Raw genomic sequence first — 18,194 nt, forward strand, 5'->3', positions numbered from 1 at the left:
TGGCACATACACCGAGGCATGCATCAGTGCATACACAAGGGCCCCGAACCCTTGATATTTCAAGGATTCGGGGCCCTCAGCCTTATATGCTCACGCCGCCTGAAACAGCGAGTCAGCAGTGCAGGCAAGTAACTTTGTGGCTACTTCACGCCGCGCATCATCTTCTGAACCGGCTTGTGCACCAGGAACAGCAGAATACCGGTCGCGATGGTGATAATACCCATCCAGGTGAAGTAGGGAACCTCAGTCTCCATGCTGTAGAACGGAGCCAGCCAACCGGAGAGCACGGTACCCATTGCCACGGAGGTGAAGTACAGCGCCATCATGTTCACGCGGTGCGCTTTCGGTGCGAGCTTGGTCGCCAGCGAAATACCCACCGGCGAAATAATCAGCTCAGCGATGGTGCAGACGAACAGAATCAGCACGATCCAGCCGACGTTCACGCTCTGAACGCCCGCCTGAGCGAGGAAGATCCAGAACGCCAGACCAATAATGATCAGCGCTGCGGAGAACTTCAGGGTGGTGACCGGCTGGCGGTCACCCCACTTGGTCCACAGGGCGGAGAACATCATGCCGAAGACGATGATGAAAATCGGGTTGATGGAGTTGACCAGGTTCGGGCTCAGCTCCATGCCCAGGATGTTCCAGTTGAGGCGCTCATCCGAGTACACCGCCATGACGGTGAACTGCTGCTGGTACAGTGCCCAGAACACGGCGTTTGCAATCCACAGGGGGATGAACGCGGTGACGCGGGAACGCTCATCGGAGGTGACGTCCTTGGCGGTCAGCATCTGTGCGAACAGGGCGATAGCGCCGATGAAGATGAAGCCCATGACCCAGTTCTTGAGGTTGTCTGCGGTCATCAGACCGGTCGCCAGCAGGATGCCGAGAACGACGACGATACCGACCAGTGCCAGGAAGAAGTTACGCTTCTGGGCGCCGGTGAAGGGGGTGCCCACGTGGTGCACGGAGGCGGGCAGGTTCTTGCGGGTCAGCGAGTACTGAATCAGGCCGGCAGCCATACCGATTGCGGCAAAACCGAAGCCCATGTGGAAGCCCCAGGTGCTCCAGCCCCAACCGGTCAGGATCGGACCAATCAGTGCACCGGTGTTCACGCCGATGTAGAAGATGGTGAAGCCTGCGTCGCGGCGTGAGTCGTTGTCGCTGTAGAGCGAACCGACCAGCACGGATGCGTTACTCTTCAGACCGCCGGAGCCGATAGCGACCAGCAGCAGACCAATCACCACGCCGGGGATGCCGGGGATGAGGGAGAGGGAGATGTGACCCGCCATAATGCCGATGGCGGAGTAGAAGAGGGTACGCTCGGGGCCGAGGATGCGGTCACCGAGGATACCGCCGAGGATTGCCATGAGGTACACGACTGCACCGTACGCGCCGATAACGCCGGTGGCGAGGTCCTTGTCGAGGCCCAGGCCGCCCTTGTCGGTGGTGTAGTACAGGTAGTAGATCATGATGCCCTGCATGCCGTAGAAGGAGAAGCGCTCCCACATTTCTACGGTGAACAGGTTCGCGAGCATGCTCGGGTGGCCGAAGAAGGTCTTGGTGTCCTTGGGTTCGGCACCTGTGATGGTGTTGGACATGGTGGTAATTCTTTTCTGTGCAAGCCCGGGGTTCTGTGTGACCCGGGCAATATGTGTATAAGTGTATACCCTTGCCCATGCATATGTATACATGGCACGCACCTATATTTCACAGAATAAACTCTTATTCAGTGCATGAAAAACCATTTCGATTTTTTCGTATGCACTGCTTCCGAATCTCGCAAACCCCCAAATACCGGGCTAGATGCGCCACGCACCCCCAAAGCGCTAGAGTGGAACCATAACTATGCCCACCCGGCACCCCGCCGTGCCGACCGGCTCATTTTTAACCATTTCAAAGGAGAACCCCATGACCGCTGTACCCCAGGTTGACCCCCGCGACGTTCCCGCAGGCGCAACTATCATCGACGTGCGTGAAGACTACGAGTGGGAGGGCGGCCACGCCACCGGTGCCAAGCACATCACCCTCGGCACCATCGCTGAGCGTCTGGAAGAACTGCCCGCACCCGGCGAAGACTTCTACGTCATCTGCCACGGCGGCGGCCGTTCGAACCGCGCGGCAACCTTCCTGCGCGAGCACGGCTACGCCGCACACAACATTGCGGGCGGCACCAGTGCATGGTTCGCTGCCGGCCTGCCGATGACCAGCGAAAACGGCGAAGCACCCGCAGTCGTTCACTAAACCGCCAGTTCGCCTGCACGCCATACAATGGAGTCCGTGACTGAAACTTCCGCGGACCGTATTTTTTCTACCCCGAACGCTCCCGCTTCTGCGTCCCCTCATGCCCTGCTGAGTATTCTGCAGAGCATCCCGTGGGATGCGCAGACGCGGGAGCTTGTCGTGCGCCCGCTTCCTTTCGCGGTGAACTGCGAGGAGGCGTACCCGCTGCTGACCGGTGGTGCCGAGTATTCCTTCTGGCTGGATTCGGCGCGTGAGGAGTCGCCCATGTCGGTTGCCTCGTATGTGGGTGTGGTCCCGGCGCAGCTGTCGCCCCTGCGCGTGGATTCGGCGCGTGCGGCGGCTGAGTCTGGCGGGGAAGACCCCTTCGCCCAGCTGGAGGCGGCGCTCGCCTGCGCACCGCGCGTGCACCCGGATACCGCGGCGGCAACCGGTCTGCCCGCGGGTTTGCGTGGCGGTTACGTGGGCTATTTCGGCTATGAGGCGCGTGCCGCCATGGGCATGGAGCACGGCCACCCGGTGCCCGGCTACCTGCCGGCGCATGAGGCGCCGACCCCGGATTCTCTGTGGTTGCCGGCGGTCCGCTACCTGGTGCATGAGCATGCCCGCCCGGGGGCTGCGGCGCGTAGCTGGCTGGTGGGTGATGAGTCGTGGTGTGAGGCGGCGGAGCGGCTGCTGAGCGCGGCGCTGACCCCGGTGCTGAATGCGGTGCTGAATACGGCGGGGGAGTGCGCCTCCGAAAATGCTCCCGTAAATACCCCCGAGCTCACCGAGCCCCTGCTCTTCCCGGCACCCGCCGCGGAAGCCTACATGGACTCCGTTCGCGCTAGTCAGCACGAAATCTACGAGGGTAACAGCTACGAGGTGTGCCTGACCGCGCAGACGGTCGCGCGCATCCAGAATCCGAGCCCGGAGCTTTTCTTTGAACTGTACCGCCGCCAGCGCGCCCACAATGCGGCACCCTATGCGGCGTACCTGCGGTGCGGTGATTTTTCGGTGCTTTCTTCTTCGCCGGAGCGTTTTTTGAGCGTGGATACGCACCGCAACGCCCAAACCAAGCCAATTAAGGGCACGATTGCTCGCGGCGCCACCCCGGAAGAAGATGCCGCCGCTGCGGCATGGTTGCGTACCGATGAGAAGACCCGCGCCGAGAACCTCATGATCGTGGATTTGCTGCGTAATGACCTGTCCACGGTGTCTGACCCGGCGTCCGTGCGCGTGCCCGTGCTCATGGGCGTGGAGAGCTATTCGACGGTGCATCAGCTGGTGTCTACGGTCAGTTCGCGTCTGCGTGAGGGAATTTCTGCGGTGACCGCCGCGCGGGCGTGCTTCCCGGGCGGTTCGATGACGGGTGCCCCGAAGCCTTCGACCATGCAGATTATTGAGGGTCTGGAGGGTCGCGCTCGCGGCGTGTATTCGGGTGCTCTGGGCTTTGTGTCGGCGGATGGTTCGGCGAACCTGTCGATTGTGATTCGCACGCTCGTGGCGCACGATGACGGCGTGGTGACTCTTGCCGCGGGTGGCGCTATCGTGGCTGATTCCGACCCGACCGCCGAGTATGAGGAGATGCTGACGAAGCTGCGCGCTGCGTTGCCGCCGTCGGTGGGTCGCGTGGTGGAATAGCCTAGCGCTGGAATAGCACAGGGAATAGCCTGCGCCGCCTGCACGTGAGCCGCTACACTTGAACTATGACTAAGCTTTCTGAAAACCTCCCCATTGAAGAAGCCCGTGAACGCCTGCGCCAGCTGATTTCTGAGCTGGCTGTGGTGCGCGGGCACGTGGTCCTCGCCTCCGGCAAGGAAGCCGACTACTACGTTGACCTGCGCCGCATCACCCTGCACCACGAGGCTTCTCGCCTGGTCGGTCAGGTCATGCTGGACCTGCTGGATAAGAACGGCATCGAGTTTGAGGCTGCTGGCGGCCTGACCATGGGTGCTGACCCGGTGGGTACCGCGATTATGCGTGCCGCTGGTGATCAGGACCGTGCGATTGACGCGTTTGTGGTGCGTAAGGCTCAGAAGTCTTACGGCATGGGCCGTCAGGTGGAGGGCCCGAGCGTTGAGGGTCGCCGCGTGGTTGCTGTTGAGGACACCTCCACGACCGGTGGTTCTGCGCTGACTGCTGTTGAGGCGCTGCGTAAGGCTGGCGCTGAGGTTGTGGCGGTTGCTGTGATTGTTGACCGTGCGACCGGCGCTAAGGAGCATGTGGAAGAGGTTGCGGGCGTTCCGTGCCTGTACGCGTACTCGAAGGATGAGCTGGGCCTGGACTAGTCTCTATTGGCTTGGACTAGGACCTCGTGAATTTTTAAGACGTTCCCGTTGCGGCGGGTGAACCCGTGCCGCTGGCTACTGTGTGTGGCTGGTGGTGCGGGTTTTTGTCTGTAAGATGGCTCTGTGGGCGCCGGAGTGGTGCTGGTTGTTGGCGTGAAGGTGGTTGTGATGGTTGAGAATCGTGATGCGGCTGAGGCTGTACCTGCTGAGGCTGTGCCTGCGGAGGCGGCTGTAGCTGAGGCTGTTGAGGGTACTGAGCAGGGTACTGCCCGTTTTGAGGTGGGTGTGGGCCCGTGGGAGGGCCCGTGGCCTGAGGGCGACCATTGGGATGAGGAGCTGCTGCGTGAGGGTGACCGCCGTAACGTGGTGGATAAGTACCGTTACTGGTCGATGGACGCGATTATTGCTGACCTGGATACGCGCCGCCATGATTTTCATGTGGCGATTGAGAATTGGCAGCATGATTTGAATATTGGCACGGTGGTGCGCACGGCGAATGCGATGTTGGCGAAGGAGGTCCATATTATTGGGCGTCGCCGCTGGAATCGTCGTGGTGCGATGGTGACGGATCGTTATCAGCATGTGCGTCATCATCCGACGATTGAGGATTTTGTGGCGTGGGCGCAGGGTGAGGGTCTGGAAATTATTGGTATTGATATTTTTCCGGATTCGGTGCCCCTGGAGACGTATGATCTGCCGAAGAGGTGTGTGCTGGTTTTTGGTCAGGAGGGCCCGGGTTTGTCGGAGGAGTTGCATGCGGCGGCTAGGGATACTCTGTCGATTGAGCAGTTTGGGTCAACGCGTTCGATGAATGCGGCGACGGCTGCGGGTATTGCGATGCATGCGTGGGTTCGCCGCCATGTGTTTGGCCAGATTCCGTCGTAGTTCGGTGGCTGTTTATGAGGTGTTTAAAGGTTCCGATGCGTTGTGTGCGCGTCGGAACCTTTTTCGTTGTGGTTTGGGTGGCTTAAACCACGCATGAAATTATCTAGGCGTGTTAGTGTTAACGCAAATCACAGGAGATGTGAGAATCGCACTATCAATTTCGGTTTAGGGTATGCGATGGATTTCCTGGCTTCGGCTCGCCAATGGTTGCGGGTTGTGCATATGAATGACCGCGACGTCATTCCCCTGAAAGGAGTCGGTAACAATGAAGAAATCTGCTGCTCTGTTCGCCTGCTTTGCTTTAGCTTTAAGTTCTTGCGCCGCTGCGCCTAAAGATACTAGCCTCAAAGCCCAGCTGGATTTTGAAAATAACTACATTACTCTTCCGCTCGATGAATACGACATGAGTGACCAGGCCCTAGATATAACATATAGGGCGTATTTGTTGATTCTTAAAGAGTGCTATGCGAAAAAGGGATACGATTTTGAAATTCTAGAAAACGGCTTGGTTTCTGGCAACGCCTCCCAGTACGGCTCCTGGAACGTGAAGCATGCGGCGAATCATTTTACGTCCAGCAAAGTCAGAGAAGAGCAGGAAAGGATTTATGAGAGCATCCCTGAAGACGTCAGGGCCAGCTGCCGCGAAGAGCATCGGGAAGAACTGGATATGCTCTATTTTGATGAGGCTGATGAGAAAAAGTACCGCCCCGTCGGTCGTATCAGTGGCGAAGCGTACCAGCGTGCGCAGGCTGACCCTGAATGGAAGAAAGCCCGCTCAGATTGGTGGGACTGCCAGCGTCAGGAAGGGTTGACGCCTCGCACCGGGGACGGTGAATGGACGAGCAAAGAAACGGCCAATCTGAATGCTGATGATCCCAAAGTGTTGGAGGAGGTTATCCGCCTGGCAATCATTGAAGCTCAATGTAGTGAGAAGGTGAGGTTGGCTCAGCGTCTGGGTGATATTGAGGCGTCCTATCAGGGACCTTTGATTGAGAAGAATCAGGCGCTGCTGAATGAATTGAAGGCCGATCGTGATGCGAAGATAGCGAAGGCGCGCGAAATTATCGCCACCCACCAGTAGATATCAGTAACAAGAAGATAGGAGCTCTTGGGATAATTGGGGTAACTCCGTTTAACGCTACAACGAGGTATGGAGGAGGAAAAGCCTATGCGTAAGGCTCTCTCTGCGGTAACAGTATTCTGCCTGCTGGGGGCGTGCGTATCCTGCTCCAACAGTGCCGAGCGGGACACCTCACGAAAAGCTGTTCTTGATTATTCAAAGAACTACGTACACCTTCCACTGGACGAGTACGCCTTGGATGAACTAACACTCCGTACGGTGAGCACGGCGTGGCACACGCTCATGTCCGAGTGCTATGCGCACCATGGGCAGTCCTACGCCGTACCCTCAATAGACACCCCGCAACCGGGAGGCCTATACGGCAACTGGAACGTTGAGTACGCCAAAAAGTACGGGTACTCCCAGAAGGAATCCCGAGGCCCAGAAGATTCAGCATCAGACGACATCAACACCCGGTGCCAAGAAGAGGTGAAAGCCGCATTCTCTGACGTCGAACTGGACGAAAAAGAATACCGGTATGTAGGAGAGCTCAACTCACAGGCATACACCTACGCCTCCCAAACCGATGAGTGGAAAAATATTCGCTCAGAATGGTGGACCTGCCTGCGTGAACGCGGGCTAACCCCCAGGGAAGGAGAGAGCGACTGGATGTCCGAAGAAAGCGCACATCTCATGACCTCCTCCCAAGGCAACGAAGAAGCTAAGCCGGAGGAAATCCGCCTCGCAACTATCGAAGCGGAATGTAACCAGAAGGTGGGTATGGCTCAGCGTCTGGGTGATATTGAGGCGTCCTATCAGGGGCCTCTCATTGAGAAGAATCAGGCGAAGCTCAACCAGCTGAAAGAGGAGAAAGAAAAGCGTGTGGCGAGGGCGCGTGAGATTATCGCCACCCACCAGTAGCCACACCCGCTGAAGGGCAGAACGGGCGAACCAGCCGCAGAATGCCCACAAGCAAATTTCACAAGAAGGAGCCGGGGAGTGTCACCACTCCCCGGCCCTCACTTTATTCACTCTCAACCTCGCAGCCCATGCTGGCGCACCTACAGGCCCGCCAGCTCAAGGCCACTCAGCGTCAGGTTACTTAGCCCTTTAGCCCACCGGAACGTTAACGTTCACCAGCGAGTACAGATCCTTCGGATCATCCGGGCTAGCAACCAGGTCAATGAACTGCTGCAGGTCGGTGTCCTGCGTAGCCGCACGGGCATAACGCAGACCCGAGAAGTCAGCAATCGCGAAGCCCACCGAATCAAACAGGGTAATCTGCTCATCCGACACGCGGCCCGGCTCCTCACCGGTCAGAACCTTCCAGAACTCCACCACGGGGAAGTCCGGGTCCTTCTGCTGAATCTCGCCCTCAATGCGGGTCTGCGGCGGGAACTCAACAAACACGGTGGAGCGGTCCAGAATTTCGCTTTCCAGCTCAGTCTTGCCGGGGCAGTCGCCACCAATAGCGTTCAGGTGCACGCCGGGCTTCACCTGGCGGTCCAGCAGAACCTTCGCCTGCTGCTTATCGGCGGTGCAGGTGGTAATAATATCGGCACCCTCAACAGCCTCGTCCACGTCCTTAGCCAGGTGGATGCGGAAGCCCAGCGGCTCCAGGTTACGGCGGAACTTCTCCATCGCGTGCGGATCAACGTCGTAGACGGACAGGTCCTCAATGCCGAGCACAGCGCGCATACCCAGCGCCTGGAACTCAGACTGCGAGCCGGTACCAATCATCGCCATCTTCTTCGAATCCTTGCGTGCCAGGTGCTTAGCAACCATGGCGGACACGCCAGCGGTACGCAGCGCGGTCAGCAGGGTCATCTCAGCCAGGAACACCGGGTAGCCGTTGTCCACGTCAGCGAGCAGACCGAACGCGGTCACGGTCTGGAAGCCGCGTGCCGGGTTCGACGGGTGGCCGTTCACGTACTTGAAGGAGTAGGTGATGTTGTCGGAGGTGGGCATCAGCTCAATCACACCGAAGGGGGTGTGGGAGGCGACGCGCGGAATCTTGTCGAAGCTCTGCCACTTCTTGAAGTCTTCTTCGAGGAAGTCGACCATGCCGGCAATGATGTTGCCTACGCCGTCCTTCTGAATCCACTTCGCCATCGAGGCGACGTCAACAAATTCCACCGCGTGTGCGCTAGGACGTTCAGTCATGATTTTCTCCTTTGAATATCTGCACAAAACTTCTTTGTGCATCTGGTGGTCACTGCGGATATCTATTATCTCAAAATATATTGCAGGACACACCGTATTAGAAATGCTGTAGATATGTACTTTGCTTTATGTATTACACGGATGTAATACGGAAGCGAACACGGAAAGACGTGCAGGGAGGGGGCCCTAGAGCTCCTGGAACCTACGGGCTAGGGTCTAGAACCCCCTCATCGCCTTCACCGGGATTTCACTGGGATATCACGGAATCGGAGGCTGCCGTCGGGTTAGTTGCCCTTCGGCTTGTCCTCGTCCTCAAGGTCCAGTTCACCCAGGTCAATGTGGGTACGAGGCTCCGGAACGAGCTTCTTCACCACGGGGCGGGCAGCAATCACAGGCACGGAACCGGTGTAGCCTTCACGGACGCGAGCAATCTCGTTGACGCGGTCACGAACCGTGTACCAGCCGATAATCAGCAGCGGGATAACCACCAGCAGCGATGCCAGGGTGTAGGTACCCACCGGGTAATCCAGAGCCATCAGCACCAGCACAACAGCGAGGAACACCATCACAGCCCAGTCGCTGAAGCGACCGCCGGGTGCGCGGTAGTTGGGGCGCTTGTACTTGCCCTCACCGACCATCTTCAGGTACTTCTGGTGTGACATTGCGATAGCAGCCCAGCTAGCCATGGTGCCCACGGATGCGATGTTCAGCACGACCTCGAACGCCTGCTCGGGAACGAAGAAGTTCAGCACAACGCCGAAGAGGCCAATCACACCGGTCAGCAGAATACCTGCCACCGGAACGCCGGAGCGGGACACCTTGGTGGTGAACTTCGGTGCCGAACCTGCAACACCCATCGAGTGGAGGATACGGCCGGTGGAGTACAGGCCAGCGTTCAGCGAGGAAGCAGCCGCGGTAATAACGACCAGCTGCATAATCGGTGCGGTACCGTCAATGCCGATCGAGTCGAAGAAGGTCACGAACGGCGACTCTGCATCCTTGTATGCGGTGTAGGGCATGAGCAGGCAGAGCAGAACCACGGAACCAACGTAGAAGATCGCGATACGCCAGATCACGGTGTTGATAGCGCGGGGGATAACCTTCTCAACGTTCTTGGTTTCACCACTGGTGGTGCCGACCAGCTCAATACCGGCGTAGGCGAACACAACGCCCTGAACCACGATAAGAGCGGGAAGAATACCGTTGGGGAAGAAGCCGTCATTGGCTGCAATGAGTTCCAGACCGGGGCGGACGCCGTTGATGGGTTCACCGAAGACCAGGTACCAGATACCTACCGCCATGAAGGACAGCAGGGCAAGAATCTTAATGAGTGCGAACCAGAATTCCAGCTCACCGAAGAGCTTCACGGAGATGAGGTTCAAAGCAACGGTGACAACAACGACGATGAATGCGCTGAGCCACTGGGGAATATCTGCGAAGAACTGGTTGTATCGACCGAACCAGCTGATGTAGATAGCGATAGCGGTGGCGTCTGCAACGGCGGTCATTGCCCAGTTCAGCCAGTACAGCCATCCGGATACGAATGCGGCTTTTTCGCCGTAGAATTCGCGGGTGTAGGAGACGAAGGAGCCCGAGGAGGGGCGGTGAAGGATCAGCTCGCCGAGGGCTCGAAGGATCAGGTAGCCGAAGAAGCCGATGACGGCGTAGATGACGGCGAGCATGGGGCCTGCGTCCTGCAGGCGGCTACCGGTGCCCAGGAACAGGCCGGTACCAATAGCGGAACCGATGGCGATCATCTGGAGCTGACGTGCGCCAAGCCCCTTGTGGAAGCCTTCCTGTTCGTGTGCGAACGGGTCGTCTGTGGGGGGCTTAGTGTACTGATCCGCTGCAGAAGTCTGCGGGTTCTTGTTCGGTGAGGTGCTCACGCTATACCTCCTTGGATAGTTACGTCTGAAGCACGTGCTACACGAAATGTGGTTGGGAACACGTCTGCGGGTTGTAATGACTATAGCACGGTAATTTAGGTAAATATAACCCGCATCACGTAATAATTTATATAAATATAACGCATATCTTATGAATATATTTGGTTCATGTTGTATTGTGTGGTTTTCATTGTTTTGTGAAATAGATTAATTGAACCCTGAGTCCAAAAAATCAATTACCCCACCACCGCACAGCACAAGAGCACCCACAACGGGGTGCTCTCACAACCTATTCACAACGGGGACTTAGTCCTCCATCAGCCGGTCAATCTTCGCCCGCAACGCGCGCTCACGACGATTCAACCACCACCAGCTCGGCCAACGCATCAACGACTTACGACCAACCTGCACGACCGAGGGGAGCTTCGCCTCCGCAAGCGCCACATCAATCTCGTGGTCACTCGCGCCCTCATCACGCATTTTCTCCATCAACTCAAGGGATTTCGCCATATCGCCATGCCCCAAAACATGCCGACTCTTACGCTCCAGAACCTCATCCAACTGCGCGCGCACCGGGGCAATAGCCGCCGCATTCGGATGCTCACGCTCAGCACGACGCTGCGCCTGGCGGGCGCGCTTCTCACGTTTTGCGTCGAGCTGTTTCGGATTATTTTTAGCGCTCGCCTTGCTCATGGGAGGTTCCTTTCGTCGCGTCCGGGTGATGTGTACGCTGGCCTGCACGCACAGAAGACATCAAGTCATTAACACCTCTACTTTACCGCGGTAATTCGCGGAAATTTCGCTGCAGTAAACCCAAAAAAACCCACAAAAAATTAACGATAAATAAGTCGTATCTTGGTAAAATAGTGCGAGTAGGAGGCGTCTCGCGCGCCAACAAAATATGGTGAACCGGCCCAACATTGGTAACCGGTCGCATCTATCCAAGGAGTCAGCATATGGCTATTGCAACCCCCGAAGTTTACGCAGAAATGCTGCAGACCGCGAAGGAAAAGGGCTTCGCGTACCCCGCAGTGAACGTGACCTCCTCCCAGACCCTGAACGCTGCAATCCGCGGCTTCGCAGAGGCTGGCTCGGACGGCATCATCCAGGCATCCACCGGTGGTGCAGCATACTGGTCCGGCGCTTCCAAGAAGGACATGGTCGTTGGCTCCTTGGCCTTCGCAGCATACGCACGCGAAGTTGCTAAGCAGTACGACGTGAACATTGCACTGCACACCGACCACTGCCCCAAGGACAAGCTGGAAGGCTTCGTCCTGCCCCTGCTGGCAGAGTCCGAGAAGGCTGTTGCTCGCGGTGAAGACCCCATCTTCAACTCCCACATGTGGGACGGCTCCGCAATCGACCTGGACGAGAACCTGAAGATCGCTGCTGAGCTGATTGAGCGTACCTCCAAGGCAAACATCGTGCTTGAGGTTGAGATCGGTGCCGTTGGTGGCGAGGAAGACGGCGTTGAAGGCGCTATCGACGACTCCCTGTACACCACCGTTGCAGACGCAATCAAGACCGTTGAGGCAATCGGCCTGGGCGAGAAGGGCACCTACATGGCTGCTCTAACCTTCGGTAACGTTCACGGCGTGTACAAGCCCGGTAACGTTCACCTGCGCCCCGAGCTGCTCAAGGAAATCCAGACCGAGGTCGGCGCTAAGTACGGCAAGGGCGACAAGCCCTTCTACCTGGTCTTCCACGGTGGCTCCGGCTCCACCGAGCAGGAGATTGCAGACGCAGTGTCCTACGGTGTTATCAAGATGAACATCGACACCGACACCCAGTACGCATTCACCCGCCCCGTTGCTGGCCACATGTTCAGCAACTACGACGGTGTGCTGAAGGTTGACGGCGAGGTCGGCAACAAGAAGACCTACGACCCCCGTGTATGGGGTGCAGCTGCAGAGGCAGGCATGGCCGCACGCGTGGTCGAGGCTTGCCAGCAGCTCGGTTCCGTCGGTACCTCCCTCAACAAGTAAGGTACTGTTCGCCCGCCGCAGCGCCTATAGTCGCTGCCGGGTGTGAACCTAAGCTTCGTTAAGCGCAAGCGGTGCCCGCTTCCTCATCACGAGGAGGCGGGCACCGCTCTTTTAAATTTTGGGTGAGAGCCAGCCGGGGCTGGTTCTCGCGCTAGTTCCTGTGCTGAGGCTCAGCAGGCTCTTAGCGGGGGAGGGGCGGGTTTACTTGCCGCCGCAGCCGCAACCACCGCATCCGCAGCCGCCGGACTTCACAGCCACCGAACCGGAGGTGGGGATACCGTCGCCGGTGTCGCCACCCATGAGGTTCACGCGGTTACCGATCTCGGGGCCGCCGACCGGCTGGGATGCCTTACCCGCCAGGGTTGCCGCGAAACCGGCGGGTTCGCCGCTCAGGTTCGGGATCATCGACGCCGCCGGGGAACCGGACGGGCCGCATGCAGCCGCTGCCGCGTTCGCCTTCGGCTGGGCGACCAGATGGGCGCGGGAGAAACGCTTAATCTGCTCGGCGGTCGGGTACGCGAAGGACACCTTCACCTCGCCGTTGACCAGCATGAGCGGCAGAACCTCGATGCCGTTCATCTCAATCTGCTCCGCCACCGGTGCGCACTCTTCAAATGCGGACGGGTAGGAGTCGGTGGAGTACACCTCAATGTCCACGCCCGAATCCAGAGCCTCCTGTGCGGCGCCCAGGAATTCGGAGCGCTCCATATCCTGCGGATCCTCCGGGTTCTCACCGGGGCCCGGAATAAATACTTCAAGAACGGTCTCAGCCGCTTCAGTCATCAGTTTCAGCCTTTTCTCTCTTATGGGCACCGGCTCGGAGGAGGGGTGCCAGTCCTTCACTAAGTGTACTCGCGACCTCAAGAGTGCAGAAGTGTGAGTTGAAGTTCCAGATTTGCGGAATATTTGCAGAATTCGAGTCGAATGACCCTCAGCTCGTGAGCTACGGGTTTAGGTGTTGTATTCTGAGTGCATATGCACCGGAGTGTGCGAACCCTGCAATTTAGGCAGGCGCCGCCCGGTGTGAAACCAAGAAGGCAACGACGCCCGCATCCGACGCGGACGCATCAGCGCTACAAATACACGCTATTCATAGCGCCACACGACCAAAAGGAGCATATATGTTCGGTTTCGGCAAGAAGAAGAAGGAAGCTGCCGCACAGGAAGCATCGTCCGCAGACGTCTACGTCGCACCTGTTACCGGCGAGTACCTGCCGCTGAGCGAAGTCTCCGACCCCGTTTTCTCTCAGGGCGTTATGGGCGACGGCTACGCAGTGAACCCCACCGCAGGCACCATCGTCGCACCCGTTGCAGGCACCATCGCACTGATTCAGGACACCCTGCACGCATTCATGCTCCGCACCGAAAACGGCGGCGAGGTACTGGTCCATATCGGTATCGACACCGTTGAGCTCGGCGGCGACGGCTTCACCAAGATTGCTAACGTAGGTGACAAGGTTGAGGCAGGCGCACCCATCATCGAGGTCGACTGGGCAGCTATCGAGGGCCGCATCCCCTCCAAGGAAACCATGGTGATGATTACCAACACCGCAAAGTTCAACATCTCCAAGGACTCTGAGGCACGCCGCCCCGTCGCAGCCGGTGACCGCGTCGCTCAGGCATCCAAGAAGTAAGCTGAACCAGCGAAAATAGCTCAGCTTCAACAGCGGTGAAAAACCTGCGAAAAATGTTTTAACGCAAAAGGTCGCGTCCTGTAGGCTCAATCGGGCTGTAGGCGCGGCCTTTTTCGTTACACGAGAAATTTTTTAACGCCGCATGAAATGCCGCTATTAAAAGCGGCGGAAAAGGAGGAACACATTCACCCGCATTACACCGCGGGTAAGAATGAGGCGCACATAATACCCTATTTTCCTGTAAACGCAGTGAATCACCGATAAAAAATCGTTATCCTACTTAGAGTTGTAGTTTGAGTTGAGAGAATCCGGACCCTCAGCTATAAACCAAAAACTTCAATGAACAACCACACACATTACGCTCAACTCATAAAAGAAAAAGGACTACTACGGTGACTGCATTCCCGAAGACCTCTAAGAATCTGAGCCGCCGCGGCTTCATCGGCGCCTCCGCACTGGCACCCGCCGCCCTCATGCTCCAGGCAGGCGAAGCCCACGCCGCAGCCAACACCCGCGCACAGCTCGCGGCAGTACACAGCGGCTCCCCCGCACATCAGCTGCTCTACAAGACCGATGAATTTTTCATCGCCCACCGCGGTGCCGGCAACATCAGCCCCGAGCACACCGCCTACGCCTACGCAGAGTCCGTACGCCGCGGCGCCCTCGCCGTCGAAATTTCCGTACGCACCACCAGCGACGGCCAGTTCGTCTGCATGCACGACACCAACATCAAGCGCACCACCGGTGCGTCCATGGACGTGCGCGGCCATACCCTCGCCGAACTGCGCCAGCACAAGGTTGACATGCGCCAAAACTTGGGCGAGAAGACCGGCCTGTACGACATCCCCACCCTCGAAGAAGCCATCGCCGCGGTTGACGCCGTACCCGCAGGCGGCGAATACGCCTCCGTCGGCGGCAAGAAGGTCGTACTGTTCCTCGAAGCGAAGGACGGCCCCGCACAGGCAGGCCTCGTCAAGTTCATCACCGAACGCGGCCTGCAGCGCCGCACCGTCATCAAGATGTACCGCGACGGCAGCGGCGGCTTCAAACCCACCTCCCGCTACCTGAAGCTTGCCAACTCCGCAGGCTGCGCTACCTGGTGCTACTTCGACGGTGGCGACCCCATCGACAAGATTTCCGCAATGGCACGCCACGAAAACGTGGACGCCATCGGCGTACCCTACTACGAGAAGCCGACCGGCGCTTCCCAGGGCTCCATGAGCGAGGAGAACGTACGCGCCCTCACCGGCCTCGGCAAGGCAGTCATCGTCTGGGAAATCCACCGCCGCTCCGCCTACGAAAAGTACAAGGCACTGGGCGTTAAGGGCTTCATGTGCCCCGACCCCTACTGGGTAATCGGTGACCCCTTCGACGCCAGCGTGAAGATTAAGACCGGCCAGCGTCCCCACGGCATGCTGCCCGCCGACCCCTCCGTCGCAGCGGACATGCCCGACCTGACCGGCGCAGCCATCGTGCACAACCAGCGCTACGACGAATCCGTGCTGCTCGGCCCTCTGGCGAACTACACCACTCGCGACAAGTACACTCTCGACTTCTCCATGAAGTGGACCAGTGCAGTGCCGAAGCAGGATGGTCACTACGGCTACATTGCGTTCGGTCGCGAACACGACGGCGCCTTCGGCATCGGCAAGAAGTTCGCTGCAAAGCAGGAAGACGGCACCTACGTGCTCGCCATCCGCCCCAACTACCGCGGCGGCTCCGTAGCGCAGATTCTCTGCTTCGAACCCAACCAGGCAAGCCCGCGCGTGCTGCACACCATGAAGCTACGCCAGAAGGTCACCACCGGCCAGGCACTGAACTGCAAGATCGTGCTGAACAAGAACAGCTTCTACTACACGGTCAACGGCCAGTACTCCAGCCCCATCAACCACAGCGCCTACCGCGGCCCGTACGTACACTTCGGCCGCTTCCACGGCACCAACGATGGCGGTCCTCTGGAGCTGACTCGAATCGAGGCACGCCAGTCCTGGATCTGAGAGAACCGGTGGGCCTAGTCCACCTGGGTGCCCGCCTCACCGCCGCTCAGCGGTGAGGGCGCGGGTATCGGGCAGAGCGGATGCAACACCGAGCATCCCTTCCGGGCAATGCCTTCCATAATCCTCAGCTAGGACTCTCGCGCGCTGAGCGAGAATCTATCCGAAGGGGGTCGTATCCAACGCGGATGCGACCCCCTTCGGCGTGCCCACGGTCTTTTTGGGTGGGGAGAGGGCGAGCGGGGCAGGGGAGAGAGCCGCTGGATCGGTTCGAGGAGCAGGGGAGCGCGCAGGACTAGAATTAAAAGCGTCAGAGTCGACCGCACCGGCCGCCCCAACCCGAAAGGCACGCCATGACCACCTCACCCGAAAGCTCCGCCGCCGAGAGCGCTACTTCCGCAAAGCCCGCCGCGAAATCCGCTCAGCTGCGAGGCCGCACCGAACCGCACATGCAAAGCATCAACATGCCGCAGCGCGAACCCATCGACCCCTACGAACGGCCCTCCTACCCCTTCTTCTACGTGCCCACCGACCTGCTCATCGGCGGCACCTGGGTCACCGGCGACAACGGCTCCTTCCCCGTGCACAACCCCTCCTGCGGCCAAATCCTCGCGCACGTCGCCGACGCCAGCGTCGAACAGGGCATCGAAGCACTCGACGCCGCCTGCGACGCCCGCACCTCATGGGCGGCAACCAGCGCCCGCGAACGCGCCGACATCCTCAACCGCGCCTACACGCTCATGACGCAGCGCACCGAAGTCATCGCCCGGCTCATGACTCTCGAAATGGGCAAGCCCCTCGACCAGTCCCGCGGCGAAGTCGCCTACGCGGCAAACTACCTGCGCTGGTACGCCGAAGAAGCCGCCCGCAACTTCGGCCGCACCGCCGTCGCCCCCGAATCCGGGCTGCAGATCACCACCGTACGCCGCCCCGTCGGCCCCTGCCTGCTCATCACCCCCTGGAACTTCCCGCTCGCCATGGCGGCACGCAAGGTCGCCCCAGCGCTCGCGGCGGGCTGCACCGCGGTGCTCAAGCCCGCCTCCCTGACTCCGCTCAGCTCCCTGTACTTCGCGTCCCTGATGCGTGAGGCGGGCCTGCCGGACGGCGTGCTGAACGTGGTGACTACCTCCCGTACCGGCGAGGTTGTCTCCGCGCTGATGGCTGATGAGCGCCTGAGGAAGGTATCGTTCACCGGCTCCACCGCCGTGGGCCGCACCCTGCTCGCGCAGGCCTCGCAGAATGTTCTGCGCACCTCCATGGAGCTGGGCGGCAACGCACCGTTCATCGTCTTTGAGGACGCGGATATTCCCGCCGCCGTGGAGGGTGCCTACGCGGCGAAGATGAGGAACATGGGCGAGGCGTGCACCGCCGCCAACCGATTCATCGTGCACGAGGACATTGCCGAAGAGTTCACCCGCGCCTTCGTGGAGCGCATGGAGGCGACCGTTGTGGGTGACGGAACCGTCGACGGAACCGAATGTGGGCCGCTAATTCAACCTTCAGCGGTTGAATCCATACTTTTTATGGTCGAAGACGCCCTGGGTAAGGGCGCGCTCCTCGCCTGCGGCGGGTACATTCCCGAGCTTGAGGAGAACGTTCCGAGCGATACCGGCGGCATGCCCAAGAACCTGAACAAGGGCAACTTCGTGACCCCCACCGTGCTGACCGGCGTGACTGATTCGATGCGCGTGTGGCGTGAAGAAATTTTCGGCCCCGTCGCCCCGATTGCCACGTTCAGCGGCTACGGTGAGGAGGGTGAACGCACCGCCCTGAAGCTCGCCAACGACACCGAGTACGGCCTGGCAGCGTACGTGTACACGAGCAACCACCCGCGCTTTACGCGCATGGCTGCGGGTCTGGAGTTCGGCCTGATCGGCTACAACTCCGGCGTTATCTCGAACGCGGCAGCCCCCTTTGGCGGTGTGAAGCAGTCCGGTATGGGTCGTGAGGGCGGCCCCGAGGGTCTGGAGGAGTACACCGAGCTGCAGTACATCGGCGCGCCGAACCCGTTCGCCGGATAAGCCTGTTTACCGGGTACGGCGAGATGCCAGCTACGCCGAACCCTGAATACAGCGA

General features: G+C 59.3%; 15 protein-coding genes. 10 read left to right on the forward strand and 5 right to left on the reverse strand.

The annotated features are described in order from the left end of the window. Nucleotides 1–140 precede the first annotated feature (140 nt). Nucleotides 141–1,601, reverse strand: coding sequence for a peptide MFS transporter (locus HMPREF2712_RS02880; protein ID WP_070819225.1), 1,461 nt, complete (start codon nucleotides 1,599–1,601; stop codon nucleotides 141–143). A 310-nt stretch (nucleotides 1,602–1,911) separates the two neighbouring features. Between HMPREF2712_RS02880 and HMPREF2712_RS02885 the strand changes: the two genes are divergently transcribed. From HMPREF2712_RS02885 to HMPREF2712_RS02910, 6 genes are all read left to right on the forward strand, one after another. Then, the gene (locus HMPREF2712_RS02885; RefSeq protein WP_005504230.1) at nucleotides 1,912–2,244 is read left to right on the forward strand and encodes a rhodanese-like domain-containing protein; all 333 of its coding nucleotides are present in this window, start codon (nucleotides 1,912–1,914) and stop codon (nucleotides 2,242–2,244) included. 27 nt (nucleotides 2,245–2,271) lie between these two features. Further along, on the forward strand, nucleotides 2,272–3,864 hold the full coding sequence (locus tag HMPREF2712_RS02890; protein WP_070819226.1) for an anthranilate synthase component I family protein: 1,593 nt from the start codon (nucleotides 2,272–2,274) through the stop codon (nucleotides 3,862–3,864). 65 nt (nucleotides 3,865–3,929) lie between these two features. Beyond that, complete coding sequence (gene pyrE / locus HMPREF2712_RS02895; RefSeq protein ID WP_005507935.1) at nucleotides 3,930–4,511, forward strand: orotate phosphoribosyltransferase; 582 nt, start codon at nucleotides 3,930–3,932, stop codon at nucleotides 4,509–4,511. A 123-nt stretch (nucleotides 4,512–4,634) separates the two neighbouring features. Next, nucleotides 4,635–5,396 carry a TrmH family RNA methyltransferase gene (locus HMPREF2712_RS02900; RefSeq protein ID WP_246828662.1) on the forward strand — a complete coding sequence of 254 codons (762 nt, stop codon included), beginning with the start codon at nucleotides 4,635–4,637 and terminating at the stop codon, nucleotides 5,394–5,396. Between the two features lie 265 nt (nucleotides 5,397–5,661). Next, nucleotides 5,662–6,477, forward strand: coding sequence for a hypothetical protein (locus HMPREF2712_RS02905; protein ID WP_070819227.1), 816 nt, complete (start codon nucleotides 5,662–5,664; stop codon nucleotides 6,475–6,477). Between the two features lie 87 nt (nucleotides 6,478–6,564). Next, a complete protein-coding gene (locus tag HMPREF2712_RS02910) occupies nucleotides 6,565–7,377 on the forward strand; it encodes a hypothetical protein (RefSeq protein ID WP_070819228.1) in 813 nt (270 codons plus the stop codon). A gap of 189 nt (nucleotides 7,378–7,566) precedes the next feature. Here HMPREF2712_RS02910 and HMPREF2712_RS02915 read toward each other — a convergent pair whose 3' ends face one another. From HMPREF2712_RS02915 to HMPREF2712_RS02925, 3 genes are all read right to left on the reverse strand, one after another. Continuing rightward, complete coding sequence (locus tag HMPREF2712_RS02915; RefSeq protein WP_005504242.1) at nucleotides 7,567–8,619, reverse strand: ornithine cyclodeaminase; 1,053 nt, start codon at nucleotides 8,617–8,619, stop codon at nucleotides 7,567–7,569. 284 nt (nucleotides 8,620–8,903) lie between these two features. Further along, nucleotides 8,904–10,505: an amino acid permease gene (locus HMPREF2712_RS02920; RefSeq protein ID WP_070819229.1), complete on the reverse strand. Its 1,602-nt coding sequence runs from the start codon at nucleotides 10,503–10,505 to the stop codon at nucleotides 8,904–8,906. A gap of 306 nt (nucleotides 10,506–10,811) precedes the next feature. Continuing rightward, a complete protein-coding gene (locus HMPREF2712_RS02925; RefSeq protein ID WP_005507929.1) occupies nucleotides 10,812–11,198 on the reverse strand; it encodes a hypothetical protein in 387 nt (128 codons plus the stop codon). Nucleotides 11,199–11,461: 263 nt separating this feature from the next. Between HMPREF2712_RS02925 and fbaA the strand changes: the two genes are divergently transcribed. Beyond that, the gene (gene fbaA / locus HMPREF2712_RS02930) at nucleotides 11,462–12,490 is read left to right on the forward strand and encodes a class II fructose-bisphosphate aldolase (protein WP_070819230.1); all 1,029 of its coding nucleotides are present in this window, start codon (nucleotides 11,462–11,464) and stop codon (nucleotides 12,488–12,490) included. Between the two features lie 201 nt (nucleotides 12,491–12,691). Here the strand turns inward: fbaA and HMPREF2712_RS02935 are convergent, their stop codons facing one another. Further along, nucleotides 12,692–13,273 (reverse strand): arsenic metallochaperone ArsD family protein, encoded by a 582-nt coding sequence (locus HMPREF2712_RS02935; protein WP_070819231.1) that lies wholly within the window; start codon nucleotides 13,271–13,273, stop codon nucleotides 12,692–12,694. Between the two features lie 338 nt (nucleotides 13,274–13,611). On the opposite strand from HMPREF2712_RS02935, the gene HMPREF2712_RS02940 reads away from it, so the two are divergent. From HMPREF2712_RS02940 to HMPREF2712_RS02950, 3 genes are all read left to right on the forward strand, one after another. Next, nucleotides 13,612–14,124: a PTS sugar transporter subunit IIA gene (locus HMPREF2712_RS02940; RefSeq protein ID WP_070593546.1), complete on the forward strand. Its 513-nt coding sequence runs from the start codon at nucleotides 13,612–13,614 to the stop codon at nucleotides 14,122–14,124. A gap of 392 nt (nucleotides 14,125–14,516) precedes the next feature. After that, the gene (locus tag HMPREF2712_RS02945) at nucleotides 14,517–16,121 is read left to right on the forward strand and encodes a glycerophosphodiester phosphodiesterase (protein ID WP_049326796.1); all 1,605 of its coding nucleotides are present in this window, start codon (nucleotides 14,517–14,519) and stop codon (nucleotides 16,119–16,121) included. Nucleotides 16,122–16,471: 350 nt separating this feature from the next. Next, nucleotides 16,472–18,139, forward strand: coding sequence for an NAD-dependent succinate-semialdehyde dehydrogenase (locus HMPREF2712_RS02950; protein ID WP_070616256.1), 1,668 nt, complete (start codon nucleotides 16,472–16,474; stop codon nucleotides 18,137–18,139). Nucleotides 18,140–18,194: the final 55 nt, after the last annotated feature.

It is taken from the genome of Rothia sp. HMSC064F07, from assembly GCF_001837265.1.
Classification (GTDB): domain Bacteria; phylum Actinomycetota; class Actinomycetes; order Actinomycetales; family Micrococcaceae; genus Rothia; species Rothia mucilaginosa.